General features: G+C 68.8%; 17 protein-coding genes. 4 read left to right on the top strand and 13 right to left on the bottom strand.

Annotation, left to right across the window (positions count from 1 at the left end; genetic code table 11):
• Nucleotides 1-19 precede the first annotated feature (19 nt).
• The 12 genes from ET989_RS03670 to ET989_RS03620 form a co-directional block, all read right to left on the bottom strand.
• Nucleotides 20-970 carry a hypothetical protein gene (locus ET989_RS03670; protein WP_131167203.1) on the bottom strand — a complete coding sequence of 317 codons (951 nt, stop codon included), beginning with the start codon at nucleotides 968-970 and terminating at the stop codon, nucleotides 20-22.
• Between the two features lie 228 nt (nucleotides 971-1,198).
• Nucleotides 1,199-2,152 (bottom strand): COX15/CtaA family protein, encoded by a 954-nt coding sequence (locus ET989_RS03665; protein ID WP_131167202.1) that lies wholly within the window; start codon nucleotides 2,150-2,152, stop codon nucleotides 1,199-1,201.
• Nucleotides 2,153-2,198: 46 nt separating this feature from the next.
• Complete coding sequence (locus ET989_RS03660; protein ID WP_131167201.1) at nucleotides 2,199-3,005, bottom strand: metal ABC transporter ATP-binding protein; 807 nt, start codon at nucleotides 3,003-3,005, stop codon at nucleotides 2,199-2,201.
• Nucleotides 3,002-3,832 (bottom strand): metal ABC transporter permease, encoded by an 831-nt coding sequence (locus tag ET989_RS03655; protein WP_131167200.1) that lies wholly within the window; start codon nucleotides 3,830-3,832, stop codon nucleotides 3,002-3,004. The genes ET989_RS03660 and ET989_RS03655 overlap by 4 nt, the downstream gene beginning before the upstream one ends.
• An 11-nt stretch (nucleotides 3,833-3,843) precedes the next feature.
• Entirely contained in the window at nucleotides 3,844-4,848 is a 1,005-nt protein-coding gene (locus ET989_RS03650; protein WP_206662205.1) for a metal ABC transporter substrate-binding protein, read from the bottom strand.
• A 203-nt stretch (nucleotides 4,849-5,051) separates the two neighbouring features.
• Entirely contained in the window at nucleotides 5,052-5,762 is a 711-nt protein-coding gene (locus ET989_RS03645; RefSeq protein ID WP_131167198.1) for a hypothetical protein, read from the bottom strand.
• A 165-nt stretch (nucleotides 5,763-5,927) separates the two neighbouring features.
• Nucleotides 5,928-6,674: an ATP-binding protein gene (locus ET989_RS03640; protein WP_131167197.1), complete on the bottom strand. Its 747-nt coding sequence runs from the start codon at nucleotides 6,672-6,674 to the stop codon at nucleotides 5,928-5,930.
• The gene (istA, locus tag ET989_RS03635) at nucleotides 6,671-8,230 is read right to left on the bottom strand and encodes an IS21 family transposase (RefSeq protein WP_131167196.1); all 1,560 of its coding nucleotides are present in this window, start codon (nucleotides 8,228-8,230) and stop codon (nucleotides 6,671-6,673) included. Before istA ends, ET989_RS03640 begins: the two co-directional genes overlap by 4 nt.
• Nucleotides 8,231-8,372: 142 nt before the next feature.
• Complete coding sequence (locus tag ET989_RS03630; protein ID WP_165490010.1) at nucleotides 8,373-9,467, bottom strand: galactosyltransferase-related protein; 1,095 nt, start codon at nucleotides 9,465-9,467, stop codon at nucleotides 8,373-8,375.
• A gap of 1 nt (nucleotide 9,468) precedes the next feature.
• Entirely contained in the window at nucleotides 9,469-10,401 is a 933-nt protein-coding gene (locus ET989_RS14785) for a hypothetical protein (RefSeq protein WP_165490009.1), read from the bottom strand.
• A 90-nt stretch (nucleotides 10,402-10,491) separates the two neighbouring features.
• On the bottom strand, nucleotides 10,492-11,334 hold the full coding sequence (locus ET989_RS03625) for a hypothetical protein (protein ID WP_131167194.1): 843 nt from the start codon (nucleotides 11,332-11,334) through the stop codon (nucleotides 10,492-10,494).
• A 140-nt stretch (nucleotides 11,335-11,474) separates the two neighbouring features.
• On the bottom strand, nucleotides 11,475-11,903 hold the full coding sequence (locus ET989_RS03620; protein ID WP_165490008.1) for a MarR family winged helix-turn-helix transcriptional regulator: 429 nt from the start codon (nucleotides 11,901-11,903) through the stop codon (nucleotides 11,475-11,477).
• 61 nt (nucleotides 11,904-11,964) lie between these two features.
• Between ET989_RS03620 and ET989_RS03615 the strand changes: the two genes are divergently transcribed.
• The 4 genes from ET989_RS03615 to tkt all read left to right on the top strand — a co-directional run bounded on the left by ET989_RS03615 (nucleotide 11,965) and on the right by tkt (nucleotide 20,371).
• Nucleotides 11,965-13,767 (top strand): ABC transporter ATP-binding protein, encoded by a 1,803-nt coding sequence (locus ET989_RS03615; protein WP_131167192.1) that lies wholly within the window; start codon nucleotides 11,965-11,967, stop codon nucleotides 13,765-13,767.
• Between the two features lie 22 nt (nucleotides 13,768-13,789).
• The gene (gene pulA, locus ET989_RS03610; protein ID WP_131167191.1) at nucleotides 13,790-16,453 is read left to right on the top strand and encodes a pullulanase-type alpha-1,6-glucosidase; all 2,664 of its coding nucleotides are present in this window, start codon (nucleotides 13,790-13,792) and stop codon (nucleotides 16,451-16,453) included.
• 208 nt (nucleotides 16,454-16,661) lie between these two features.
• Nucleotides 16,662-18,008: an MFS transporter gene (locus ET989_RS03605; RefSeq protein ID WP_131167190.1), complete on the top strand. Its 1,347-nt coding sequence runs from the start codon at nucleotides 16,662-16,664 to the stop codon at nucleotides 18,006-18,008.
• A 293-nt stretch (nucleotides 18,009-18,301) separates the two neighbouring features.
• On the top strand, nucleotides 18,302-20,371 hold the full coding sequence (gene tkt, locus ET989_RS03600) for a transketolase (RefSeq protein WP_131167189.1): 2,070 nt from the start codon (nucleotides 18,302-18,304) through the stop codon (nucleotides 20,369-20,371).
• 126 nt (nucleotides 20,372-20,497) lie between these two features.
• Here the strand turns inward: tkt and ET989_RS14780 are convergent, their stop codons facing one another.
• A complete protein-coding gene (locus ET989_RS14780; protein WP_165490007.1) occupies nucleotides 20,498-20,647 on the bottom strand; it encodes a hypothetical protein in 150 nt (49 codons plus the stop codon).
• Nucleotides 20,648-20,697: the final 50 nt, after the last annotated feature.

Raw genomic sequence — 20,697 nt, 5'->3', positions numbered from 1 at the left:
CTCGTCCCAGAGGATCGGCTCAGCCGACCAGGACACGACCCGACTGCCAGCCCAGCCGAGGCCGGACTACTGCGCTCAGTCGATCGACGTAGCGTGGCAAGTCGTCGCGGATCGTGGCCGGGGTCACCGGCACGACGACCATCCCGTAGGTCTGGTAGTCGAGGTCGCGGTCGACGGTGGACGCCCAGCGATCTCCCTCCACCTCATCGTGGCCTTCGTGGAACTGGCGGGAGTGAACCTGCACCACGACGCCTGCGTCGGGGAAGAAGCCGTCGGGCTTGCCGATGAGCTTGTCGTCGGTGGTGGTCAAGCGCGGGTTCAGGAGCATGGCAGGCAGGGTTGGGTGCTCACGGACGGCAGCGGCCAGCTGCGCCTCGGGCACGGACCATGCACCCCGCCGGTAGTCCAGGACGGCTCGGACCATGCCTCCGTCCGCGTTGGGGCGTCCGCACTCGATCTCTCGCGTGACGCGGTCAGCCGTCGTGCGCCGGTTCTGGAGCGCCGCAAGGCAGATCCCTCGCAGTTGGTGGTCGGTCAGCTGCCGCAGTCGCATCGCATCCGCGAGTGCCCGCTCGATGGGCGCCGCACGCACGTCCTGGATCATGACCGCTCGGGGGAGACGTTTGGTCCGCAGCGTCTCGTACCCAGCGGCGCGCATGCGTGTCCGACAGGTCTGGGGTACCAGGAGGGTCGCGACAGGCGGGGCGTCGTGTCCCTGCGCGAAGCCATGCAGGTGCAGCGCGTGCACTCCCGTCACGATGGATCGTGGCCCAGCCCAGAGTGTGGCCGCCAAGAGGAGGTCGGCGTCCGACCAAGGGCCGGGGGCACGCGAGTAGACGGTTCGTAAAGGCCTGCGGCCCACGCGGACGAGGTGCTGCAGGTGCGAGACGGACGCCCCGGCCTTCAGGAGTTGCTGGGTGGTGGCGAAACCCCGCTGGCCGGGGATGTCAGGGAACGTGCTGGAACTCATGCCCGGACAGTCGGTGGTGAGGGTCACTTCCGGTCACCGGATTCCCCACCTGTGGACAACCGCACAGTTTCGCCGGCTTGGTCCACAGCCCTCCGTGTGCACTTCGAGCTCACAGAACTAGCGCCACAGCGATGGGCTCGCCGCCTCGAAGTGCACACTGGCGTGGGCATATGGGCAGATTGGCACCGAGGCGGATCGTCAGCACGAGATCCGCCTACAAGCGTCGGCCTAGGGGCGGGCGCGTCCTGGGGCCTCAGGCGCCGGGGTGGGGTCGCTCATCCTGCGGGAGGCGGCGGCCTGCGTCGCGAGCACGGTCGAGCGGGCTGCCAGCAGGATCATCGTGAAGAACACCGCCACCGAGCTCATCGCGAACGGGACGCCGAGGGCGTCCGTGCCGCTCAGGGCGATGCCGGCGCCGAAAGCCAGGTTGGCGATGGCCAGCACCGTCGCGGTGATGCCCTCGCGCCACAGGCCGAGGGCCTTGGCCTCGCGGGCGGCGAGGAAGATGAGCAGGGCAGCGGCCGCGACGAGCGGGAACCGGAGCCACTGGGCGAACAGGCTGCCGTGCACGTCGGCCTCGAGAAGGCGCCAGACGGGCCAGCTCACAACGCGCGTGAAGGAGCTGGGGCCGGCGGCCCACAGGCCGGCGAGGTGCATGACCAGCAGGGTGGCGAGGGCGCCCCAGGCGTACACGCCGGTGCGGGTGGTGAACCACTGCGCGGGCGTCCGCTCGAGGGCGATGGTGGCCGTCGTCATGGCGGTCAGGGCCACCAGCGCTGCGCCGAGGTCGGCGGCGCCGACCCACGTGGGGTAGACCTCGCCCAGCACGATGCCGCGGCCCACGAAGCCCGCGACGATGGCGCAGGCCACGGTCACCCACGGCAGCACCTTGACCAGCGGGTGGGCGCCCTTGAGCCGCAGCGCGACGATCCCCGAGATGAGCGCGAGCGGCCCGGACAGGACGGCGGAGGCGCGGTGCGCCATCTCGATCCACGGGTTGCGGTAGAGCAGTTCGTTCACGGGCCCCCCGGGCAGGATCGCGTCGGCGTCACAGCCGGGCCAGTTGCCGCACTCGAAGCCCGAGTGTGTGGCGGCGACCAGCGACCCGCCGATGACGGCGAACAGTGTGAAGAGGCCTGCGGTGCGGAACAGGATCTTTACCCAGCGGGGGACCGTCGTCATGGTGGAGTGTCTCCGACTCGTTGTAGTAGCCGACTCCACCATAGCCTCAATGGGGGTGTTGGTGCCGCGAGTGTTCGTGCTCGTGGTCACCGTCGATGTGCGGGTCGTCGAGGAAGTCGCCGTCCGACGCGTGCAACGAGCCCAGCCCGTAGGCCGTCTCGAGGTTGCGGCGGGTCAGCACCTCGGCCGGCGGCCCGGCCGCCACGACGTGCCCGCTCATGAGGATCACCCAGTCCGCCGCGCGGGCCTCGTCGAGGTCGTGGGTGGTGAGAACGACGGCGTGCCCCCGGTCGCGCTCGGAGTGGATGATCTCGTCGATGGTGCGCGCGGACAGGATGTCCAGACCGGTCAGCGGCTCGTCGAGCAGGAGGGCCTCGTGGCGCTGGGTCATGCCCTGGGCCACGTAGACCCGCTGCCGCTGGCCGCCGGAGAGCTCGTCGAGGTGGCGGTGGGCGAGGTCGGTGACGCGGAGGCGCTCCATCGCGCGCTGGACGCGGGCGCGATCGTCGGCGCTGGGGCGTCCGAACCAGCCCAGCTTGGGGTACAGCCCCATCGCGATGGCCTCGCGGACGGTGATCGGCGTCCCCTCGGGGAACGCCAGCGACTGCATCACGTACGCGACCTCGCTGTGCCGACCGCCGGGCTTGCGCCCGAAGACGCTGATCTCGCCCGACAGGGGTTCGATGACGCCCGCGATCGCGTTGAGGATCGTCGACTTGCCGGACCCGTTGGGGCCGATGATCGTTGTCACCTTGCGGTGTGGGATCGTGAAGCTCGACGCCTTGACCGCGATGTTGCGCTCGTACCCCAGCACCACATCGGACGCCTCGACCAACAGTTCGTCGTTGCTCACGTCGTGGCCTCCTTCTGGCGGAACAGCGGCCTAACCGCCAGTGTCACGAAGAACAGCGCGATGGCGACCAGCGCGATGGTGGCGGCACCCGCGGTGCCCCAGTAGTAGCTGAGCACCAGTCCGAGCCACACCGTGAACGCCGCGAGCGCGGCCGAGATGACGAACATCTGCGGGATCGTGCGCGTGACGAGCGCGGCGGTGGCCGGCGGGCCGACCAGCAGTGCGAAGACCAGCAGCGTGCCCACCGCCTGGAAGCTGGCGATCACCGCGGTCGCGATCAGAACCAACAGGGCGGCGTGGGTGAACCGGGGGTTCATGCCCAGCGTCTTGGCCTTGGTCGCCGAGAACGACAAGGCGAGCAGCGGGCGGTAGAGCAGCAGCGAGCCCACCAGCACGGGGACGCCGAGCACGAGCATCGCCGTGAGCGTCTCGGCGTTCACGCCGAAGATGTCGCCGAACAGGATGCTGGTGAGCGAGCCCGTGTAGGAGTTCGATTTGCTGATGATCACCACGCCCAGGGCCATCATGCCGACGAAGAGCAGGCCGATGGCCGTGTCCTCCTTCAGGGCGGTCTGCCGGTGGATCAGCTCGATGCCGCCCACCATCACCAGCGCGGCGATGGCCGCCCCCAGGTAGGGGTTGAAGCCGAAGATCACCGCGGCGGCGATGCCGGGCAGTACACCGTGCACGAACGCGTCACCGAAGAAGCTCATGCCGCGCAGCACGAGCCAGACGCCCACGATCGAGCTCATGAGGCCGGCGGCGAGGCCGCCGATGAGCGCGCGTTGCTGGAAGCCCAGGAGAAAGGGCTCAAGGAACCAGTCCACGGAGGAACAACCTACTTCAGGGCGTCGGCGATGAGCCGGGCGTTGGTGAGCATCATGTCGGAGTACGTCTCGGCGCCCGAGCCGGCCGGGCCCACGGAGCCCTCGAACAGCTGGACGACCTTCAGGTCGGTGCCCGCCTCGGCGGCGACGGCCTCGACCAGACGCGGGTTAACGGTGTTGTTGGAGAAGATTGCGGACACCTTGTCCTCGCGGACGACCGCGACCAGGTCGGCCAGCTCCTGGGAGCTGGGCTCGGCGTCGGTCGACCCGCCCGGGATGACCACCCCGGCCACCTCGAAGTCGTAGGCCGCCGCGAAGTAGTTGTAGGCCTCGTGGTCGGTGACGAGGACGCGCCTCTCGGTGGGGACGGCGCTCAGGATGTCCCGCACCTCGGCGTCCGTCTGGTTGAGCTTGGTCTCGACCTCGGTGCCGCAGGTGGCGTACTTGTCGTCGCCGATGACCTTCGCCAGCTCGGCGCCGATGAGGGAGGCGGCCTTGGCCATGCGCTTCACATCCATGTGCACGTGCGGGTCGAACTCGCCGTGGTTGTGCCCGTCGTCGTGGCCCTCATCAGCGTGGTCGTCGTGCGCGTGGTCGTGCCCGGCGTGCTGCTCGGCCGCCTTGGCCTCGATGTCGGCATAGGTCAGCGGCTCGAGCAGGGGAGCGACCTCGAAGATCGTCGCGCCGTCACCCTGGGCGCCGTCGAGGGCAACCTCCAGGCCTGATTCGAGCCCCAGGCCGTTGGCGACGACAAGCTTCGTCTTCGTGAGGTTGGCCACGTCGCGTGACGACACCGAGAACTCGTGTGGGTCGTCGCCCGCGCCCATCAGGGTGGCTGACGTGGTGCCCGCGCACGCCGTGATGTCGGTCAGGATCGACCCAAGCTGCGTCGTGGTCGCGATGGCCACCGGGCCATCACCCCTCGAGGGGGCGCCAGGCGGGGACGCCGCAGGCCCGGTCGGGCTGCACGCGGCGAGGGTCAGCAGGAACAGAATCGCGAGGATGGTCGAACGCACAGCTCGACAATAGAGCATAGTGAGAATCATTCTCAAGTCACGATCGCAGGTGGCTGCGTGCTCGCTGGGAAGTCTTGTTGATCCTGATCGTGTGCTCGCGGTCATGGCCGTAGCCACGCGCGAACCACGTGTGATAGGCCATCACGCGTCCCGATGGACCCAGCAACGCGGTGCAGGCGCCATCGTCGTCCATCTCGGGCGCATCACGCGCATCCAAGTACATCGGCTCCAAGCCCTTGCGGAGGAGTTCGACACAGGGAGTAGTAGGGCTCGAAGTCATCCAGCGCCGTACCGTACGGTACGAATCCTTCTTCGACTACGACTCGGATCCGACGGTGGGGAAGATTCCCGTCCCATTGCTTGATCAACGAGGCGGGCCAGTGCTGAATGAGGTCGGGGCCAAAGCGATCTGAGGACTCCTCCGACTTGTGGAGCGCGTGACGTGTCTGGCGCAGGTCGAAGAATGCCATGAAGGGATTGATCGCGATCGGATTGTGGAATCGATGGCTGACGACGCCGCCGTCCGGCATTCCGGCGAAGCCGAAGCCCCCGCTGACGAACGCGTCAAAGGCCGCCTGAACTTCTGGCCAGTCGACGATGAAGTTGTCCTCATCGGTGTACAGGAGGTAGTCCCATGATCCCTCGAGGCCTGCGCCGAGGAGTTCCCGAAAAACTGGCAGCCCGTATGCTCCAAAACTGCCATCGACGCGGTGGAACTGGGGGAAGGCGGGCTCGGAGAACAGGCGAGATCGCCTGAGGAGTGCCTCGTTCTGGGTATTCGTCGCCAGACGCACCCTGCGATCCCGGAACCAGTCGGCGAGCTGCTTTCGCCTGATGGCCACCGAGGGGATGCTGGGGCGGGGGATGGCTGCGCGTTTCGTATCCACCTCGGCGGCGGTGAATTCGTGCCACACGTTGCCCGGGTGGTCGAGGTGGAGGAGGTTGCCGTCCGTGCGCTGAGTATTTGCCCGGTTGAGCGCCGCTGGGTATCGGGGTAGGGCACAGTCGATATTCAGTTTCAGCGCCGCTTGGCGGCGTCGGTGAGCGCCGTGGTGCCGGTGGCGCTCACCGACTCTGGGTCAGGCCGTGCTGGCGACGTGTTCGCGCATGTTGGTGCCGCCGGTCTCGATCCAGATGGTGTTGTGCACGATGCGGTCCATGATCGCGTCGGCGTGGACACCGGAGCCGAGCCGTTGGTGCCAGTCCTTCTTCGGGTACTGGGTGCAGAACACGGTCGACGTAGCGTCGTAGCGGCGCTCGAGCAACTCCAGGAGCATGCTGCGGACCTGATCGTCGGGTCGATCGAGGAGCCACTCGTCGATGACCAGCAGGGTGAACGCGGCGTACTTGCGGAGCCACTTCTCCTTCCCGGCGGGCCTGTCACGGGCCGCGGCCCAGGACTCCTCGAGGTCGGGCATGCGGATGTAGTGGGCCCGGTAGCGGTGCGCGCAGGCTTGCTTGGCCAACGCTGAACCGAGGTAGGACTTGCCGGATCCGGTGAAGCCTTGGAACACGACGTTCTGCTGCCTGGCGATGAACGTGCAGGTCCCCAGCTGGGCGATCACCCCTCGGTCGAGGCCGCGTTGCTCGACCAGGTCGAGGCGGCGCAGGTCCGCGTTCGGGTACCGCAGTCCCGCGCGGCGGATCAGTCCTTCGACCTTTGCGTGGGTGAACGTGGCGTGGGCGTCGTTGACGACCAGCTTGATCCGTTCCTCGAACGACATCCCCATTGTGAGCGTGTCGTCCTGGGTTTCGAGGGCGTCGATCAGGGCGGGTACGCCCATCTCGCGGAGCTTGCGTTTGGTCTCGGTGTCGATCCGCGTCACTGGGCACCCCCGTAGTAGTCGGCGCCACGCACGTACCCGGCCGACGCAAAGGGGCCGGCCGTCTCAGGGTCTGGTCGGCCCCAACCGGGCTGGTCCTGGCCGCTGTCGAGGATCGGGCGCAGGTGCGCGTAGCGGGGCGACCGGACCCGCGTCAACGCGATCCGGCAGGCGGCATCCACGCGGGCCGCCGAGTAACGCTGCGTGAGGCGCAGCACGGCCAACGCGGCATCCAGGCCCTGCTCGTCCACCGGTACGGACTCGAAGATCCGGTTGACGACGGTGAGGGCGTGCTCCCCGACCCGACCCGCCCATTCCCGGACCCTCGCGGCGTCCCACTGCCGATAGCGGGGCCCCTCGGGCAGGTCGGCGTCGTGGGTGCGGTACTCGTTGACCACCCCGGGCGGGGCGAGCAGGTGGCTGGTCAAGCGTTGCTGGCCGGCGTACACCTCCAAGGTGGTGTCGGTGACGCGCAGGTCGACACTGCGGCCGATGTGCGCGTACGGGACGGAGTAGAAGTTCTTCTCCCACACCACGTGTCCGTTGCGCTGCACCCGTCGTCCGTACGTCCACCGGCTGATCTCGAACGGAACCGTCGGCAGCGGCCGCAGCAGCGGCTTCTCCTCGACCTCGAACACAGCCTGCCGGGACCCCGGGCGCTTCTGGAACGGTTCGGCGTTGTACGCCTCCACCCGTTCGTAGATGGCTGCCCGCAACTCGGCCAGCGTCGCGAACCGGCGGTCCCGCAGGCCGGCGATCACCCACGTCGCGATGTTCCCGACGGTGTTCTCGACACTGGCCTTGTCCTTCGGTTTGCGGACCCGGCCGGGCAGCACCGCTGCCGAGTAGTGCGCGGCCAACTCCCGGTAGGCGTCGTTGAGGACGACCTCCCCCTCGGCGGGATGCTTGATGACGCCGGTCTTCAGGTTGTCTGGCACGATCCGCGGCACACTGCCACCGAACCAGGCGAACATCGTCGCGTGCGCCCGCAGCCACGTGTCCTGCCGCATGTCCAGGGTTGGCTCGACGAACGCGTACCGCGAAAAGGGCAGGGCACCCACGAACAAGAACACCCGCCGGCCCTGCCCCGACACCGGGTCGGTCAACGACATCGTCGGCCCCGACCAGTCCACCTCGACGCTCTGACCGGCCTTGTGACTGACCCGTGAGGCCGCCCCCGCGACCAGCACGTGCTGGGAGTAGTTCTTGCAGAACCGGTCATATCCCATCGCCGTCGACCCCTCGGCGTGGCACCGGTCGACGTACTCGCCGTGGAGCAGCTTCAACGTCACCCCCACCCGCGCGAGCTCACGATGCACCACCGGCCAGTCGGGTTGGGCGTGGACGCTCTCGTGTTCACCCCGGCCAGGGAACAACCGCGCATACACGGCCACCTCGTCCAGATCGGCGATGTCGTCCCAGCCGACGCCTTCCCGGTCGGCGGCCTCGATGACGGCCGCCACGCTGTGACGGGACATGCCCTGCGCGGCGATCTGCCGACCCGAGAACCCCTCGGCCCGGAGCCGAAGCACCAGCTTCGCCCTGATCTTGCGTACCATCCGAAATCACTCCTCCTGCCGCGTGATTGGCCACACGGCAGGGGGAGCCTAGGAACTGGCGCTCACCCCGAATACTCGGTGGCGCCCACGGACGCGAACGCGACCACCATCACATGGCGCTCAAACCCAATACAGATGGCGCTCAGAAGACCGAATACTCAGTGCGCCACACACCGAATTCTGAGACCGAGAACCGGTTGTAGAGATCGTCGTCTTCGGCGCCCCACCCCAGGAAGCGCTGTTGGTCGTACCCGCCGATCTTGGCGAACGACTCGGCGGCGCATGCTGTCAGGCCGCCCACCGTCACGGCCATCTGGTGGCGTGCCAGACCGTCGACGGAACCATCGTTCACGCGCCCTTCCCTGATGATGTCGAGGCTGGATCGATGCGTGAGATAGTGCACCTCCGAGTGCGGCACCAAGTAGCTGTTTCCGATCGAACGCAGTGTGCCCTCCAGCGTGGCAAGGGTTGCGACCTCCGGAACGCAGTCGGCGTCGGCGAAGACGAGGTAACGAGCGTGGGAGAGGGCGGCCGCCGCATTCAGCAGACGCGACTTGTTGAACAGGTCGGGATCGCCCTCTACGACAAGATGCTCGTCGACGGCAGTCCCGATCGGCAGCGTGGTCCGGTTGTTCTCCTCCGCCAGGATGATGCGGGCCTGCGGCAGGTGTGAGCGGTAGTAGGAAACGGTGAACAGCAGATTCCGCATCCGCTGCGGCGATGCTGCCCTGAAGGGGATGATCAGGTCGATTGAGGAGGCCGGGTCGCTCGGGCTGTCGGGGAAACCTCCCTGCGGGGCGAAGGCACTCGTCAACGCACTTCGGATCTCGGCTGCGAAGGCCAAGACTTCGTGTCGGCCCGTCACGGGACCGCCCGCGAGCAACCCGTCCACGCCGAGTAGTACCGCCCCCACGTCCGTGCCATCCAGGCCGAGGGCGTCCCTGGCTTCGCACGTGGGGTCGAAGAGGCACAGAGCCTGTGCTTCGGGAGGTAACAAGGGCACTCGGCTCGTGGTTGCCACCATCGGGTGGACGAGCAGCTGGGGCGTGTCGTCGAGCCACGCCATCATATCGGTGATGTCGATGGGCGGCTCGCTCGCCCCTTCCAGGAGGATCAGCAGGCAAGCTCGGTCTTTGGCCAACGTTGATAGCCCCACTAAGCCGCCGGAGGCATCACGTACGGACACGGCGGGTATGGCCATGCGATGATAATCCGGTTCGAAGGCGTCGTCGGCCATATCACTCCCAAATGAGGTCGGGAAAGATGTCTTCGGTGCGCCTGATGAGTTCCACATAGCGCGAGGAAGCGGATGTCGAAGACACCTGGATGTCCTTCCCGAAAGGGGATACCTGCCAGGTGGTCTTGCTGAAATGCCCGCCGTTCTCCGCCGTCTGCCCGGCATTATGAAAGTAAGCCTTCTCGGCCCACTTGTCCGCGGGTGCGTCCGCCCAGTGGAAGTCCATCAACGGGCTGGCGATCGGCGTGATGCCGGCACGGACGGTCGCGAATTGCTGCATGTACATCTCAGCGCACCACGCTTGGATCGGGTGCTCGTGGCCCTCGGGGTGGTACTGCTCGGCCGTCTCGACCATGTGGCGGTGGGCGGCGACGGAGGTCCGCTCTACGTGCCTCCAGAACTCCGCGTCGGTCTGCTTGATGAAGTACTGGGCCCCGATCGAGTTGTGGTCGTGGGCCAACACCAGGTCAGGGTCGACCTCCGCGATGAGGCACAGGTCCAGGAACAGCTGCTCGCCCTTGCTGCGGATGTAGGAGGCGCTCGTGTAGCTGCCGGTGTCTGAGCCGTACCAGCAGCCGTTTTCACGTTCGAACGGCGAGAAGTCCATCGGCCGGGTGAAGAGGACATCCGGGTCGAGGTAGTTGAAGGCCTTGCGCCCCTCCTCGGGGAACTGGTCGAAGAACTGCGCCAGGAGCCACGGCTTCATCGAGGGGCCGTAGGACCTGTCCTCCCGGGTATCCGGATAGGCGTGGAGGTAGCACCGAAGATCGTCCGACTCGAAGAAGGTGCGGAGCTGTTCGGTTGGCGCACCGTCGAAGTACACGACGAGGTAGTGGGTGTTCTCCTCGTAACCCATCTCTCGGAGATGGGTCGTTTGGACCAGCATCTGCCAGAGGTAGTACGGGTGGTCGGGGAGGGGGATCAGGAACTCCAAGGAGATCGTCCTTCGGCCGACGCGGGCGGGGGAGCAACCAAGGGCCGGAGAAGTGGAACTTCTCCGGCCCTTAGGTCGTGCTGTGCGGGATCAGCCCTGAGTGGTCGTCTCGGTCTGGACCGGGGCCTCGGTGGTGGTCTCGGTCTCGATCACCGCCTGGGTGGTGGTCTCGGTCTCGATCACCGCCTGGGTGGTGGTCTCGGTCTTGACCGGCGCTTGAGTCGTCGTTTCGGTCTCTGCGGCCCGGCGCAATGCGACCGTGGTGGTGGTCGTCGTCGTGGGCACGCCTGGGACACAATCGTCGCAAGGCGGCATGTCGGGGAAGGTGAACGAGTCCCCTACCCACCCCTCACCCGCGGTCGCCAGCGGCGGCGGCACCGGGGTGTAGCTGTGTTCCGCGTCTGCGCCTGCGGTAGTCGTGTGCCCCCAGGCGAAGAACAGCGAGCCGGACGCCGACTGGTTGGCGCTGTTGTCGTTGGCCCCCGCGTTGATGATGAGGTAAACGGTCTGGCCGGGGGTAAGGGTGACATAAGCGCCCACAGGAGCTCCGATGCCGCTGCCCGGAGGCACCTGACCGGGCGTGAAGTAACGCGCAGTGGTGTACGAGAAAGGCACCGCGCTGGTCACCTGGAATCGTGGGTGATAAGGCCCCGGGGGAGTGGAGGGCTGCGACGTGTAGACGTAGATCGTCTCGCCGGTCGGGTTGTAAAGGGCGACTGTGAACGTGTAACCCTTCACAAAGCCGAACGGCCGGTTGCCGGTGTTGCAGCTGTTGCCGGGTTGCTTGCAGGCGCTGAGGACGGTGACAGTCGGCCCGCCGCTGGACTTGGCGTAGGCCGGCGCAGCTGCCGCAACCGCAACAGCCGGGACGCTCCATGCTGCGCCCTTGGCCAGGGTCCGGCGCGAGATGCCGGACTTGGTCTCTTCAGTCATGGTGTGGGGTCCCCCTGTGTCAGTGACTCATTCTCACGGCACAACATATCAGCGTTATTCCCCCTCGGGGCAAGCTCCAAGTCCCCTTGAGATGGCAACCTCTGGGCGAAGCAGGTAACGGTTTGGCAACTGCTCGCCTGCTAGCCAGCTTCCGTTGCCTCCAGCACACCTTCGAGAGCGGCCGCGAGGTGCGTCCGCGTCTCGGGCGAGATCCCCGCGAGCGCGCCGTCGGCGGCGCGGGTGCGGGCGTCCAGCACCTCGGAGAGAAGGCGTTCGCCTGACGCCGTGAGCGATAGGAGCCGGGCCCGGCCGTCCGCGGGATCGGGGGAGCGCGCGACCCACCCGCCGGCCACCAGCGAGTCAACGACGTCGGTGGCCGAGCGCGCGGCGACGTGCAGGTGTTCGGCCAGGTCCGCCATACGAACGGGCTCCAGGCGTGCCACCAAACGCAGCGCACGCGCCTGGTGTGGGTTAACCGGCAACCCCTGCAGCTCGATCGCGTTGGCCCGGCGCAGGCGCCGGGCGACGCGCAGGATCAGGTCGGCCAGTTCGGTCTCGGGAATATCCACGACGTCCTCCCGTTTATACTGAGGTAACCTCAGCATAACTAGTTTCCTCGAAGGAGGCCCCATGACTGAGATGATCGGAGGCCCCGACGCGCGCGGACCGCAGCGGATCGACCCGCGCGACCGCGCCCAGCTCATCGAATCGCCCGTCTCCGCGGCCAGGGTGGCCGCACTCTTCAAGCCCCACGCGGGGGCTCTCGCCATCGTCATCGCCGCGGTCGTCGCGGCGTCCATCGTCGGCCTCGCGCAGCCGTTCCTGCTGCGCGCCGTGATCGACGATGCACTCCCGAACCGCAACACCGAACTGCTCGCGTGGCTCGTCGGCGGCATGGTCGCCGTCGCGATCCTCACCGCCGTGCTCGGCGTCGTGCAGACCTGGCTGGCCACCACGATGGGCCAGCGCGTCATGAGCGCGCTGCGCACCGACGTGTTCAGCCACATCCAGAAGCAGTCCATCAGCTTCTTCAAGCGCACCCGGGGCGGCGAGATCCAGTCCCGCCTCATCAACGACATCGCCGGCCTGCAGTCGGTGATCACGACGACCGCCACGTCGGTCGCGTCCAACCTCACCACCGCCGTCGGAACGGCGGTCGCCATGGTCGTCCTCGACTGGCGCCTCTCGCTGCTCTCGCTGATCGTGCTGCCGCCGGCGATCGCGCTGACCCGCAAGGTCGCGCTGGTCCGCCGAGAGATCACCACCCAGCGGCAGCGCGCGATGGCCGACCTCCACGCGCAGGTCGACGAGGCCCTCAGCGTCAACGGCGCGATGCTCACCAAGACCCTCGGCGCCACCCAGTCCCGCGTCGACGCCTTCGCTGACACCTCGTCCCAGCTGGTCGACCTCGAGGTCCAGAGCCAGCTCGCCGGACGCTGGCGCATGGCGACCATGGGCATCATCTTCGCCGCCATCCCGGCCCTGATCTACCTGGCCGCAGGCTTCCCGGCACTCACCGGCAACATCACGATCGGCACCGTCGTGGCGTTCACCGCGCTGCAGAGCCAGATCTTCCGGCCCGTGATGGGCCTGCTCAACGTCGGCGCCCAGTGGATCAGCTCGATGGCCCTGCTCAGCCGCATCTTCGGCTACCTCGACCTGCCCGTCGAGGTCGCCGAGCCCACCCACCCCACGCCCGTGCCCAAGGAGCGGGTGCGCGGTGACGTCCGCTTCGAGGACGTCTCCTACCGCTTCCCCGACGGGGAGAACGACGTGCTCACCGGCATCGACCTCCACCTCGCGCCCGGCCGCTCCATCGCCGTGGTGGGGGAGACCGGCTCGGGCAAGTCGACGCTGGCTACGCTGCTCGTCCGGCTGGCCGACCCGACCACGGGCCGCGTCACCCTCGACGGCGTCGACCTGCGCGACCTCTCCTCGGCCGATCTCGCCAGCGCGATCGGCGTCGTCACCCAGGACACCTACCTCGCCCACACCTCCATCCGCGAGAACCTCCTGCAGGCCAAGTCCGACGCGACGGACGCCGACCTGTGGGTCGCCCTCGACGCGGCCCAGGTGGGGGAGACGGTGCGCCGCCTCCCGGACGGCCTCGACACCATCGTCGGCGCCCGCGGCCACCGCTTCTCCGGGGGCGAGCGCCAGCGCGTCGCGGTCGCCCGCACCCTGCTGGCCGACCCGCGCGTGCTGGTCCTCGACGAGGCCACCAGCGCTCTGGACACCGAGACCGAGCGCGAGTTCCAGGCCGCCCTCGACACCCTCGCCGAGGGCCGGACGACGCTCACCATCGCCCACCGCCTCAGTACGGTGCGCGACGCCGACGAGATCGTCGTGCTGGACGCCGGCCGCATCGTTGAGCGCGGCTCGCACGACGAACTCGTCGCCGCCGACGGACGCTACGCGGCTCTCGTGGCCTGAGGTCCGTCGTAGGCTGGGGCGCATGCTGACGGCCACTGACCTCGGACTGGCCCGGGCCCACTGGGTGGCCCCGCGGACCATCGTGTGGCCGCGCGAGGCGATCCCCTCCGACGTCGACCCGGCCGCCCTCGACTGGACCCTGCACTGCTCCCAAGCGGGCGGCATCGACCCCGAGAGGCGCGAGCCCCTCCCGTGGACGACGATCCCGCTCAGGCTCGACCCCACGCCGCCCTCGCTGGCCGGCGGACACGTCCCGCACCTCGCCGAGGACATCGTCCTCACAGTGCCGGCTCGCGACGACATCGAAGCCCTCATCCGAGGTCAGGTGGCAGTCACGGCTCGCCTGCCCAACGGGAGGGTGTTGGACGCCAGCGGCGTCCAGCTCGCCCACCTGCTCGACTCCCTCTACGCGGACGCCTCCCGCGCGACCCTGGGCGTCAGCTGGAACCACGGCGTCCCGACCCTGCGGGTCTGGGCGCCGACCGCGCACCAGGTGCACCTCCTGCTGTGGGAGTCCGGTCGCTCGCTCCAGGACGCTCCCGAGCGCGTCAGCATGACCCGGGCGTTCGACGGCACATGGGCCGCCACCGGCGACGGCTCGTGGAAGGGGGCCCGCTACCTCTACGCGGTCACCGTCTACGCGCCCAGCTACGGGCGGGTGGTCGAGAACCGCGTGACGGACCCCTACTCGATCGGCCTCACCCTCAACTCCACGCACTCGCTCGTGCTCGACCTCGCCGATCCCGACCTCGCTCCCGACGTCTGGCGCGACACCCCCGCGCCACCGCTGGCGCACCCGGTCGACCAAGTGGTCTACGAACTGCACGTGCGCGACTTCTCGCGTGCAGACAAGACCGTGCCGGACGCCGTGCGGGGCACCTTCGCCGCGTTCGCGTGCGACAGCGACGGCACCCGCCACCTGCGTCGGCTCGCCGAGGCCGGATTGACGTCGGTGCAACTGCTGCCCATCTTCGACTACTCCTCCGTGGAAGAGGATCCCTGCCGTCAGGCCGCCCCCGACTGGGAGGCGCTCAAGGCGGAAGCCCCCGACTCCCACGCCCAGCAGCGGGCGGTCCTGGGCACACCGCGGCCGGCGTACAACTGGGGCTATGACCCGTGGCACCACCAGGTACCGGAGGGGTCGCTCTGCACCGAAGGGGCGATCAACGGGGGCGGGCGCGTCCGCGAGGCCCGCCTCATGGTGGGCTCCCTGCACGCGCTGGGGCTGCTCGTGGTGCTCGACCAGGTCTACAACCACACCGACGGGGAGGGGCAGGACGGCACCTCGGTGCTCGACCGGATCGTCCCCGGCTACTACCACCGGCGCGACGACGTCGGCGCCGTGGCCCGCTCCACCTGCTGCCCCAATGTCGCCACCGAACACGCGATGGCGGAGAAGCTCATGGTCGACTCGGTGGTCCACTGGGTGCGGCACTATCGCGTGGACGGGTTCCGCTTCGACCTCATGGGCCACCACACCCGCGCCAACATGCTCGCCGTCCGCGCCGCTTTGGACATGCTCACGCCCGAACGCGACGGCGTTGACGGCCGCGCCGTCACCCTGTACGGCGAGGGCTGGGACTTCGGCGAGGTCGCCGGCAACGCCCGCTTCGTCCAGGCCACGCAGGGCCAGCTCGGCGGCACCCAGATCGCCACGTTCTCCGACCGCCTCCGGGACGCCGTGCGCGGCGGCGGGCCGTTCGACGAGGACCCCCGCCGCCAAGGCTTCGCCACCGGGCTCGCCGGCGCCCCCAACGGGTCGCCCGCCAACGGCGTCCCGGCGCTGCAGCGCGAGCGGCTGCTGGGCTACACCGACATCATCCAGCTGGGGCTGGCCGGCAACCTGCGCGACTACACGTTCACCTCGGCCCTCACGCGGCGTCCGATCAGGGGGGACGAGGTGCCCTTCAAGGGTGTGTCGGCCGGCTACGCGGACGCCCCCGACGAGGTCATCACCTACGTGGACGCCCACGACAACGAGACCCTCTTCGACGCGCTCACCCTCAAGCTGCCCCTGGACGCCCCCATGGCCGACCGCGTCCGCGCCAATGCGCTCGCGCTCGCCGTCGCCACGCTCGGGCAGAGCCCGGTGATGTGGCACGCGGGCACGGACTTCCTGCGGTCGAAGTCGCTGGACCGCAACTCCTACTCCTCCGGCGACTGGTTCAACTACCTCGACTTCACGCTCACCGACAACGGCTTCGGCGCCGGACTGCCCCCGGCCGCGGACAACGCCGACAAGTGGGTCTACATGAAGCCCCTGCTCGCCGACCCCGCCCTCAAGCCGGGCCCCGAGGACATGCGCCTGTCCCACGCGATCTGCCTCGACCTCCTCCGGCTGCGCGCCTCCAGCCGCCTGTTCCGGCTCGCCGATCCCGGCCAGGTACGCGCGAAGGTCACGTTCCCGGTGTCGGGCTCGTGGGCGCAGCAGGACGGCGTGGTCGTGATGGTGCTGGACGACCGCGTCGGAGTCCCCGTCGACGACCGTTTCGCCACCCTGGCGGTGGTGTTCAACGCCAACCCGTGGCCGGTGCGCCAGCTCGTCCCGCCGGTCGTGGGACGCCCCTGCGCACTGCACCCCGTCCAGGCGGACGGCGCCGACCCCGTCGTGCGGGAGGCCCGCTGCGACGACGGCCTGTTCAGCGTCCCGGGGCTGACGACGGCCGTGTTCGTCGAGGCGCGCTGACCCAGCGACTCTCGATTTCGACCGACGTCATGCGCGTCAGGACGCCCGCGGCTGTCGGTCGAAAGTCGCGGTCAGGGCGCTCGTCACTCGACGGTCTCGATTTTGTATTGAGTACTAGAACAAGGTGGCGTCCGGACGACCGGTCGCCCTACTCTGTGCGGGAATCCCCTCGCCGGAGAGGGGTGCGACGCCCAGAGGGGGCTCTTCGATGGCTGAGACGATGACCCGCGCGCAGCGGCTGGACCGGCTGCCGTTCACCCGCAAGCACACCAAGCTGCTGGTCGGGTCCGGCGTCGGCTGGGCACTGGACGCCATGGACGTCGGCCTCATCTCGTTTGTGATGGCCGCGCTCGGAGCCCAGTGGGGCCTCGCCCCCGACATGCTCGGCTACATCGCCATGATCGGCTTCGTCGGCATGGCCGTCGGCGCCTCGCTCGGCGGCTGGTTCGCCGATCGGATCGGCCGCCGCAACGTGTTCGCGCTGACGCTGGTCGTGTACGGCATCGCAACCGGGGCGTCCGCCCTCGTGCCGGGACCCGAGGGCATCGGCATCATGGCGGCGGTCGCGATCCTCGCCACGCTGCGCTTCTTCGTCGGCCTCGGCCTGGGCGCCGAGCTGCCCGTGGCGTCCACGCTGGTCAGCGAATACGCGCCCAAGGCTATCCGCGGACGCGTCATCGTCGGCCTGGAGGCCTTCTGGGCCGTCGGCTGGATCATGGCGGCACTGCTCGGCTACTTCCTCATCCCCGTGAGCGAGGACGGCTGGCGTTGGGCCCTCGGCGTGGGCATCGTGCCGACCCTGTACGCGCTGTACGTCCGCTTCGGGCTGCCGGAGTCGGTCCGCTACCTCGAGAAGCAGGGCCGCGTCGAGGAGGCCGAGGCCGCCGTCCGCAGCTACGAGGAGGCCGCCGGCGTCCAGGCCGTGCCCAGCCCGGACCAGGGGGCGTCCGCCAACACCGGGACCGAGTCCATCTGGTCGCCGCAGTACCGCGTCCGCACCGCCGCGCTGTGGATCGTGTGGTTCTGCATCAACCTGTCCTACTACGGCGCCTTCATCTGGATCCCCAGCATCCTCGTCGGCCGGGGCTTCCCGCTGGTGCGCAGCTTCGGCTTCACGCTGGTCATCACGCTGGCCCAGTTGCCCGGCTACGCGGTCGCCGCCTGGCTCATCGAGGTGTGGGGACGCCGCATCACCCTGTCGGTGTTCCTGCTCGGCTCGGCGATCTCTGCGGGGCTGTTCGGCTTCGCGCCAACCGAGACCCTCATCATCGTCTTCGGCTGCATGCTGTCCTTCTTCAACCTCGGCGCCTGGGGTGCGCTGTACGCGGTGGGCCCCGAACTCTACCCGACCGGCGTCCGGGGCACCGGCACCGGCGCGGCCGCCGGGTTCGGGCGCATCGCGTCCATCATCACGACCTCGCCGTGGTTCGTGCCCGTGCTTCTCGCCGCCGGTGGCGTGGCCCTGCCGTTCAGCGTGTTCGGCGTCGCGTTCCTCGTCGCCGCCGGTGCGGCGCTGCTGCTGCCCGAGCAGCGGGCAACGGCCCTGGCCGCCTGACCCCTCCCGCCGAGGGCTTGCCTTCAACCTGCCGAGGGCTTGCCTTCAACCCGCCGAGGGCTTGCCTCCAACCTGGCGAGGGCTTGAGTTCGGCGGTCTGGACCCAAGCCCTCGGCGGTCTGGACCCAAGCCCTCGGCGGTCTGGACCCAAGCCCTCGGCGGTCTGGACCCAAGCCCTCGGCGAACGGGTTTGGCAACTCCTGACGCATCGGGCACGAGCCCGGCCACGGTGCCCTAGGCTCCGAACGAAGCAGTTTGCTTGCCCGATCGCCGACCGGAGGATTACTTCGCCCATGTCTGAACTCACCTGGACCGACCTCGACCGCAAGGCGGTCGACACCGCGCGCGTGCTCGCCGCGGATTCCGTCGAGAAGGTCGGCAACGGCCACCCCGGTACTGCGATCTCCCTGGCCCCGCTGGCCTACCTGCTCTACCAGAAGGTGATGAAGGGAGATCCCGCCGACGACCGCTGGCTCGGCCGCGACCGCTTCGTCCTGTCCGCGGGCCACAGCTCGATCACGCAGTACTCCCAGCTGTACCTGGCCGGCTACGGCCTCGAGATGGCCGACCTGCAGGCGCTGCGCACGTGGAACTCCAAGACCCCCGGCCACCCCGAGTTCGGCTGGACCAAGGGCGTCGAGTGCACCACCGGCCCCTTGGGCGCCGGCGTCGCCAACGCGGTCGGCTTCGCGATGAGCGCCCGCCGTGTCCGCGAGATGCTCGACCCGAGCGCCGTCCCGGGCGAGTCGGTCTTCGACCACGACGTCTACTGCATCGCCGGTGACGGCTGCATGCAGGAGGGCGTCGCCTCCGAGGCGTCCTCGCTGGCCGCCACCCAGAACCTGGGCAACCTGTTCCTGTTCTACGACGACAACCGCATCTCGATCGAGGGCGACACCAAGATCGCCTTCTCCGAGGACGTCCAGGCCCGCTACGCCGCCTACGGCTGGGACACCCACCACGTCGACTTCACCAACGGCTTCACCACCTATGAGGAGAAGGTCGCCGAGCTCTACGACGTCATCGAGAAGGCCCGCCAGGTCACCGACAAGCCGCACTTCATCAAGGTCACCACGATCATCGGCTGGCCGCTGCCCAACAAGGCCGGCGACCACAGCGTCCACGGCTCCAAGTTGGGTGGCGACGAGATCGGCGCGATGAAGGAGCTGCTGGGCTTCGAGAACACCCCGTTCGCCATCGACGACGCCGTCGTGGCCTACACCCGCCAGAACGCGGCCGACCGCGCCGCCGAGGCCAAGGCAGAGTGGGAGCCCCGCTACCAGGCGTGGCGCGAGGCCAACCCCGTCGGCGCCAAGCTGCTCGACCGCATCCTGGCCAAGGAGGCCCCCGAGGGCCTCGACGAGGCGCTCCCGGTCTTCGAGCCGGGCTCGCTGGCCACGCGCGCGGCGTCCGGGCAGGTGCTCAACGCGCTGGCGTCCGCCGTGCCCGAGCTGTGGGGCGGCTCGGCCGACCTCGCCGGCTCGAACAACACGACGATGAAGGGCGTCGACTCGTTCATCCCCGAGGAGCGCAGCAGCCACGACTTCACCGGACGCCCCGGCGGCCGGACGCTGCACTTCGGCGTCCGCGAGCACGCGATGGGCAACATCATCAATGCGATGGCCATGGACGGGCTGACCCGGCCCTACGGCGCCACGTTCCTGGTGTTCTCCGACTACATGCGGACGCCGCCGCGCCTGGCCGCGCTGAGCCACGTCAACCCGGTGTACGTGTGGACGCACGACTCCGTCGGCGTCGGCGAGGACGGCCCCACCCACCAGCCGGTCGAGCACGTGATGAGCCTGCGGCTCATGCCGGGCCTCAACGTCGTCCGCCCGGGCGACGCCAATGAGACTGCGCACGCGTGGGCGCAGATCCTGCGCACCAAGGACCACCCGTCCGCGCTGATCCTGTCCCGCCAGAACGTGACCACTTTCGACCGCTCCGAGGGCTCCGGCTTCGCCGCGGCGTCCGGCGTGGCCAAGGGCGGCTACATCTTGAAGGAGTCCTCGGCCGAGCCGAGGGTCATCCTCGTCGGCACCGGCTCGGAACTGGAGCTCGCCGTCGCCGCGGCCGAGAAGCTCGAGGGCGAGGGCGTCCCCGCTCGCGTCGTCTCTCTGCCGTGTGTGGAGTGGTTCAAGGAGCAGGACGAGGCCTACCAGGCCGAGGTGCTGCCCCCCGACGTCCCGAGGGTCGTCATCGAGGCCGGCACCCCCGTCGGCTGGAAGGACCTGCTGGGCGCCAACACCGAGGCCGTGGGCATCGACCACTACGGCGCCTCGGCCGACGCCAAGACGCTGTTCGCCGAGTTCGGCATCACCTCCGACGCGGCGGTCGAGAAGGCCAAGGCCCTGATCGGCTGATCCAGCCGGCACCAAGGGGGCGCCATCCTCGCGGATGGTGCCCTCTTTGCTGTCCGCGGGGTGGTCTCCCAGGCCCTCGTCCGAGGCAGCAGCTTGGCATCGTCCACCCCGCGGGCCAACGTGCACTCAGCTGGCGTTGCAATGCCAGTTCCGTGGGTGCCGGACAGTTCCATGGCCCGCGGCCAGCCAAGTGACTAGCGCGTGACCCTCGGCCACGCGCCGTGCGGCGATGGCGGTGCCCAGCATGCCGGTGCCGCCGATGATGATGGTGCGCACGCTGCCCTTCTCGTCCGGTGATGAGGCTAATGTTCGGCAACGATCCCGCC

Origin of the sequence: Propioniciclava sinopodophylli (genome assembly GCF_004324755.1) — a bacterium.
In the GTDB taxonomy this organism is placed as follows: Bacteria; Actinomycetota; Actinomycetes; order Propionibacteriales; family Propionibacteriaceae; genus Propioniciclava; species Propioniciclava sinopodophylli.
This window is presented reverse-complemented; position numbering and strand designations above follow the sequence as displayed.